This window comes from Prosthecobacter sp., assembly GCF_029946185.1.
Classification (GTDB): Bacteria; Verrucomicrobiota; Verrucomicrobiia; order Verrucomicrobiales; family Verrucomicrobiaceae; genus Prosthecobacter.
Genome location: NZ_JAQSEA010000037.1, coordinates 1 through 7,342 on the forward strand (window position 1 = coordinate 1; position 7,342 = coordinate 7,342).

Below are 7,342 nucleotides of genomic sequence, written 5' to 3' on the forward strand. Positions count from 1 at the left end.
ACCGGGCACAGCATCCTTGGCAATGTTCAGAAAGAACTTCATCGGCTTGTCACCGCCCAGCACCACGACATGAGGATCGCTGCTCCAAGCCAAAAACGTCTCCTTCTCCAAGCCCTTGCCGTTCACCAGCGTCTCGACCCGGCTGCCGATCTGCCCACCCGCAGGAAAGAGACCATTAAACGCCGGCGGTTCCGCAAGAACCGAAGTGGCGAGCGCTGAATACAGACTGAAAAACGCCAGAGCACTCCGGCCATTCATGCGCTGCGCACGGTTCGTCATTCGACATTCTCCCTTCGTCATTCCTCCTGGCATCACGCAAAGAGCTCACGGATGGGCCTGCCGCCGTTGATCAACTGGACGGGACGTCCGCTGCCGGTGTTGAGCACCTGATGCGGATCAATACCGAGCTTGTTGTACAGCGTCACGGCAAAGTCTTCCGGGGAGTAGATGTTATCGCTGGCGTAGTAGCCCTTGGGATCGGTGGCACCCACGATGCCGCCGCGTGGGACGCCCGCGCCTGCGAAGAGGATGTTCATCGCGCCCGGCCAATGGTCACGGCCTGAGTCCTTGTTGATCTTCGGCGTACGGCCAAATTCCCCGAGGGCAACGATCAGCGTGCTTTCCAGCAGCCCGCGACGGTCAAGATCAGTAATCAGTCCGGCCATGCCTTGGTCAAACTTCTGCATGAACTCACCTTTGCAGGTCTTGAAGAGGTCACGATGGTGATCCCAGCCGCCGTAGTTCACGGTGACAAAGGGCACCCCGACTTCCACCAACCGACGCGCCAGCAGCATGCGCTGCCCCAGATCGTTGCGACCGTAAAGATCGCGCGTCTTGTCGTCTTCGAGCGAAATATCAAAAGCTTCCTGCGCGGGCTTCGAGGCGATCAAATCCACCGCCTGTCCGTAGAAGGTGTCAAAGCTCACGGCTGGATCTTCCGCCACGGCATCATTCAGACGCTTCATGCGATCCAGCGAATGCCGCAGGTCACGACGTGCAAGGCCGCGTGCATCGGTGATCTCGGAAGGCAGCACCACATCGCGCACCTTGAAGCCCTTCGCGTTTGGGTCGCCTCCAGCGACGAATGGCGCATGCTCAGCACCGAGGAAATTGGGGCCGCCGCTACGGGTGATGCTTGGCATCGACATGTAGGCGGGCAGGCCGTTTTTCACGCCACGCTTGTAGCTCACCACGCTGCCGAAGGACGGATGAAAAGTCACGAAGGCACCGCAACCCACTGGCACAGGGGTTGGCGCGCCCGTCATCATGTAGTGATTGCCACCGCCGTGATTCGGATCCTTGTGCGTAATGCTGCGCACCACGCTGAACTTGTCCGCAGCCTTCGCCAGATGAGGCACGCATTCAGAAAAGTGAACACCAGGAACGCTGGTCCGGATGGTGCCGAATTGGCCGCGAATCTCGCTTGGTGCATCCGGCTTCGGATCAAACATCTCGTAATGAGAGGGGCCGCCATCCAGCCACACCAGAATGCAGTTCACCGGACGTGCAATCGATGGCTGCGGAGCCTGCGCTGCCATGGCCCGCGCACGCAGCAGATCCGTAAAACCCAAGCCACCGCCCGCAGCAGTAAGACCGAGTTTCAAAAAATCACGCCGCATGTGACCGGCGCAGTTATGTGTAAGACGAGACATTCGTAGTGGATGAAGGACTTTCAAATTACGCGGGTCTAAAGACATTCTTGCGAAATAAGAGAAAGTACTCGTGAGTTGCTTTAGCTCGCGCTGGGAGCGCTCGTCACCTCCCAGAATGAGCTAAAGCTCAGGAGTACTTTGGGCTGCCTCAGTGATTAAACACAAACTCCGCCGAATTTAGCAGGCTCCACAGCACGTCTTCAATCGCCACCTGGCGGTTTGCGGTGTCCACATCCAACGCCTTGCCGGCAATCGCGGCTTCTTCCGAGGTGGGCAGGCGTGAGTAGCAGGCCAGATAGATTTCTTCCACGATCTGCGCCGGCTTGAGGCTGCTCTTGGCCAGTTCGTTGGCCCAGCCTCCTTGGGTGCTGAGTTTTTCCTGCAAGGTGGTCGAGTTCATCATGTGCAGCGCCTGCACCACACTCGGCTTGGCATCGCGTTCGCACGGACATTCGGAGCTGGCATTGGGGCGGCCAAAGGCGTCCAGGAACTCGCTCGCAAGCTTGTGATTCCACGTCTGTTTCGCCAGTGAATGGCCGGGCAGACCGGTTAAATTGAAATAGGTGCCCGTGACAGCTCCGACGGCGTCCATCAACGTTTCCGCAGGCAAACGGCGGCGGTAGCTGCGGCTGTAGTTTTTCAAATCAGCGACGTTCGTCTCGTTCGGCAGACTGCTGAGGCGATAAGTCTGCGACAGCATGATGGTGCGCATGAGATGCTTCATATCGTAGCCGTTTTTTACGAAATCCTGCGCCAGCCAGTCGAGCAACGGCTCATTGGTGGGCGGGTTCGAGGCGCGAAAGTCATCCACGGGATCGACGATGCCACGGCCCATGAAGCTGGACCACACGCGGTTCACGAAGGCAGGCGCAAAGTAAGGATTGTGCGTGTCGGTCATCCAACCGGCCAGCACGGCGCGGGGATCCTGCGTGTCTGCAATGGTGATTTCCTTGTCGGCAGGCGGGCGCGGTTTGAGCTTGGCCTTGGTGACGGGATGCTCGATGCCCGCAGCGCCCGGCGTGAACCACATCTGCTCCGGCTCACCGCTGATGGGTGCAGAGATCCCCTGCCCTTTGCGCTTCATCTGCGTGAAAAACGCAGCAAGCTGGTAGTAGTCCGTCTGGTCCCATTTCTCCGTCGGGTGATGATGGCACTTCGCACATTCAAGGCGCACACCCAGGAATATCTGCCCCACAAACGTCGCGGCATCAATGGGGTCGCGTTTGTCACGCCAGATGGCCACGGGACCGTACTGATGCGTGTTGCCCTGAGCGGTGATGAGTTCGCGCACCAAGCGGTCCCAGGGCATGTTCTCGCGGAAGCTCTGGCGGATCCACTGATCCAGCAGATAGACCGGCTTCACGCCGACGCGTGAGGGATTGGGACGAAGGAGGTCGCCCCATTTGATGGCCCAGTGGTCGGCCCACTCGGGGCGCTGCAGCAGCGCATCGACCCACTGCTCGTACTTCTTGGGATCGTTGTTCGCGGCAAAGGCGCGGGCTTCCGCCACGGTGGGCAGCATGCCGATGGCATCCAGCGTGCTACGGCGCAGGAACTCCGCATCCGTGCAGTCGCTGCTGGGCAGATGCCCGAGCTTCTGCAGACGCGCATACACGAGCTTGTCGATCTCATTGCGCACGGTCAGCTTGGCATAGCTTGCAGGTGGCAGAAGTTTGTCTGCAGGCACCGCAACGCGCGAGATGGCAACCTGCCCCATGTAGCGTGCCACGATGACGGTCTCGCCGCTTTCATTCGTGGTCTTCATGTGCCCGTCCTCGTCCACGACGGCGATGGCTTTTTCGGAGGAAATGTAGTCGGTAAGGCCCGTCACATCGCGCGTGCTGCCATTGCTGTATTTCGCGGTTACCTTCAAAATTCCGGCGTCGTTTTTGCGGTAAGTCTTTTCCGTCGGCAACACTTCGATGCCCGTGAGCGCAGGCTGGGCGGGCGTCTCATACGGCATGCCTTGGCGAATCCACTCAGCGATGGTCTTTGCCGACTCGGAGTCAGGCTCAAAACGCTGCCCGCCTTCATGCTGCACGCGCACGGTGGACTTTTGCAGCAGCAGGCTGTCTTCCGGCAAAGCGGGAAACACACGGCGTCCGCGCGAGTCCTTCACCAACTCCATGTAGTCGCCCCTCGGATCGTAAGCAAAGATGGAGAGCTTGAAGCCCGCCTGTCCCGACGACTTCGCATGGCAACTGCCCAGATTGCACCCCGCCTTGCTGAGCACGGGCAGGATATCCTGAGTGAAAGACAGCGCCTGCGGATGCGGCGTGGCAGGCGCTGGCGCAGGTCCGGCGAGCTTGGTGAGCTGCTGCTTTTCATCGAGCAGGAAGACATCGCCGGCATCCGTGGCGGCGAAGATATTTTTGCCATCGGCCGACATCACGACAGCGTTCGGCACCGCTTCGAGGCTGCCGATTTTTTTATCCTTGCCCGAGGTGAAGGCGAGGCGCACACCGTCATGGGTTTTCAATTCCGTAACGCCATGTACGTGGCCGTTGTCGGTGAAGTAAGTGAGGCTGGTGGAATCCGGCGACCACAGCAGCGCGTTCACCGGCGTGGATTTGTCTCCCAGCAGCATGAGCATCTCCTTGCTGGCGATATCCCAGACTTTCAGATCCTTGTCCGCGCTGCCGGTGGCGAGCCATTTACCATCCGTGCTGAAGCCCAGCGCGACAATGTGCCCCACATGCCCCTCAATCTTGGCGATCTCCTTCAGCGTGGCCGCATCCCACACCTTGGCCTGATTGTCAGCGCCGCCCGTGGCGATCTGTTTGCAGTCGCGGCTCAAAACAAGACTCAGCACATTGTCCGCATGCGCCTCGACAGTCTGAGACGGCTTCGGCTCGCCAAGCTTCCAGCGATGCAGCATGCCCTTCAAACTCGTGGCTCCGTCTGCAAGAATCAGAGTGCCATTGTCCGGCAGAAAAACGAGCCCCGTCACCCGCCCCTCCAGCGGCGCAGTCAAAGTATGCGCGACTTCCCATGACTGTGTTTTCCACACCAGCACCGTCCGATAGCCACCCGCCGCGAGTAGCGAGCCGTCCGCACTCCATGCCAGCGACTGCACGACATCCTTATGCCCCTCAATCGTTGCCATCACCGGCGCCCCCTTTGCAGTCACATCGCGAATCAGCACTCGATTGCCATAACCAACCGCCAGGCGTTTGCCATCCGCGCTCAGCACCATCGCCGCCGCAGGTGTTTGGCCCGCAGGCAGCACCGCCAGCTTATCCGCAGCGGTCAGTTCGCCGAATTTTTTCAGCGCTGCGTCATCCCACGGTGCACCTGCATTCACCCAGGCTTTGAGCAGATTGACCTGCTTTTCCGGCATCTGCTTTTTCGGCGGCATGTGCGCGTCGCCCGGATCATTCAGCACCTTGATCAGCGCGCTGTGGTCCGCATCCCCGGCGACCATGGCCGTGCCATTCTCGCCGCCCTTCAGAGTCAGCTCACGCGTCTCCAGCGACAGTCCGCCTTTCTTCTTCTCCGCATTATGGCAGCCGAGGCACTGGGTCTTCAGCAGCCCCATCGCCTGCGCAGGGTGCACCTTCGCCTCCTCCGCAACGAGTGAGGAGGTCAGCAGGAGGAATGCAAGAGCATGGCGGCAGGAAATCATGAGCGGTGCAGATTACGGGCGATGAGGCCTCAGTCTTGCCAAAGTACTCTTGAGCTTTAGCTCATTCTGGGGAGCGCACTCGACACACCCAGAATCCAGAACGAGCTAAAGCTCATGACTCCTTTCTCGCTTTACGCCGCTCATTCACCCACCCCAGTCCCAGCGAAACGACAAACAGGCCCGCGAAGATCAAGAATACCCCACCCAGAGGCTGGGTCATGCCAATGAGTTGCTGCAGTGTCTGCCTCGGCAGCGGCACCGCATAAATCAGCAGCAAGTGCGCGACGTATAGCAACAGCGACTCCCGCCCCGCCAGTCGCAGCCAGCCCGTGCCAGCACGGAGGCGATCCGCCACACAGGCCACCAGCACGGCGGACATCAGCACCCAGCCAAGGCGTTCCAGAAAAAACTCAGGCGGGCCACCCGGCCATGGCGAATACGGCTGCACAAAGGCCAGCAACGCCCCCAACACAAAGACCAGCGCAGCCTTGCGCTCCACCTGCCCGTTCCAAAGCCCGCGCGTCAGAAACCCAGCGAGGCCAAAGCCCACCCAAGGAAACAGCGCAAACAGCGAGCCCTGATTGCGATTGAAATACTGATCAATGAACAGCACCCCCGTGCGCCAGCTTTCCGCCGATTTTTCCAGACCCACAAACAGGACCAGCAGCACAGCGACCACCGCATGACGCCAGCGGCCCGCCCGCTCCGCCAGCAGCATCAGCATGCCGCTGATGGCGAGGCAGTGGAGCACGTTCACGGTGCACGCGGCACGCCATGCCTGCGCATGGAGCAGATCATTCCAGGGAACGTACATCAGGTAGGCGATCAGCAGCACCATCAGCAGCCGTTTCAAGGCGGGCAGCGCAGGCTTCGGCGCGGCCGCCGTGATGTGCGCGCGCACAAATCCGGCGATCCAGAAGAACGCAGGCGCGATCAGGCCGTGGTAGTAGTCCAGCTCATGATACCACGCCGTCTTGTGCAGCGGTGCGCTGAGAAAGGTATGCACCGAGTGCGTCCAGACCATGCCCAGCACGGCGAGACCACGGAATAGATCGAGCCAGAGGAGGCGCTTGGAAGTTGGAGGCACATCGGGAGAATAACTAAATTGTTTCCAATCACAAGATGCTGCTGCTCCCTTCGTTTGTTAAAGCTTACCTCACCCGCCATGAAGTCAGCCCTCCTGCTCTCCCTCCTCATCGCAAGCTCCCTGCCTGCCGCCGAAGTTTTTGAAGCCGCGCTCGGCCGCGAAACAGAACTACCCCAGGGCAAGGAGGCAGACGGCATCATGGGCGACTTTGTTCTCCGCAGCGACAAAGTGGAGGCCGTCATCTCGCAGGACTCCCCCAACCGCAGAGCGAACATGAGCACCTTCTACGGCCCGGACGGCGTCACCCCCGGCTGCCTCTACGATTTCACCCTGCGCGGTGCCAACAACGACCAGCTCGTGATCTACGCCCCCTGTGGTCACGGCCCCGTGAGCTATGTCAAAATCCTCACCTCCAAGGAAAAGAGCGAAGCCGCCGTGGAATCCGTCACCACAGCCGCGAAGAATGGCGGCGTTTATAAGAGGCATGAATACCGCGTCAAAGACGGCGTGCAGGGCATCTTCATCACCACCACCCTGCGCAACGAGACCGACAAGCCGCAGAAGACCTTCACCAAGTCCGACTTCACCCGCTTTGAATCCACCGGCACAACCACGGACGGCATTTTCTGGACGGATGCCATCAATCCGGCCCACAAATGCGGCTACGCAGTCGGCACGCTCAACCTCACCGGCATCGAGAAACTGGGGGACACCATCGAACTCAAGCCACAGCAGGAAGTCGCCATCTCCCGCTTCTTCGCCGTCGGCACCTCCCCCGCGCAGGCCGTGGGTGAAGTGCGCTCCGTCAAAGGCGTCAAGCTGGGCAGCGTCACCGGACAGCTCACTGAGCAGGGTGGCAAAGGTGTTTCCACAGCAACGATCCTTGTGCCAGATGGCGAAAAGAATGCGATTCCAGCTTACCCCGATGCTGAGGGCCAGTTCAGTCTCAAGCTCCCTTTAGGTCAGACCGAGCTGACG

4 protein-coding genes and 1 pseudogene are annotated in these 7,342 nt (G+C 60.1%); 1 reads left to right on the top strand and 4 read right to left on the bottom strand.

The window, feature by feature from the left end:
* From PSV43_RS02035 to PSV43_RS02050, 4 genes and pseudogenes are all read right to left on the bottom strand, one after another.
* Positions 1-279: pseudogene (locus PSV43_RS02035) on the bottom strand (hypothetical protein); the annotation flags it as partial.
* Positions 280-311: 32 nt separating this feature from the next.
* A complete protein-coding gene (locus PSV43_RS02040; protein WP_300193162.1) occupies positions 312-1,652 on the bottom strand; it encodes a DUF1501 domain-containing protein in 1,341 nt (446 codons plus the stop codon).
* Positions 1,653-1,800: 148 nt separating this feature from the next.
* Positions 1,801-5,277, bottom strand: coding sequence for a DUF1553 domain-containing protein (locus PSV43_RS02045; protein WP_300193165.1), 3,477 nt, complete (start codon positions 5,275-5,277; stop codon positions 1,801-1,803).
* A gap of 112 nt (positions 5,278-5,389) precedes the next feature.
* Positions 5,390-6,364: a heparan-alpha-glucosaminide N-acetyltransferase domain-containing protein gene (locus PSV43_RS02050; RefSeq protein ID WP_300193168.1), complete on the bottom strand. Its 975-nt coding sequence runs from the start codon at positions 6,362-6,364 to the stop codon at positions 5,390-5,392.
* 78 nt (positions 6,365-6,442) lie between these two features.
* On the opposite strand from PSV43_RS02050, the gene PSV43_RS02055 reads away from it, so the two are divergent.
* Positions 6,443-7,342: hypothetical protein (locus tag PSV43_RS02055; RefSeq protein ID WP_300193171.1), on the top strand; the 900-nt coding region annotated here is incomplete at its 3' end.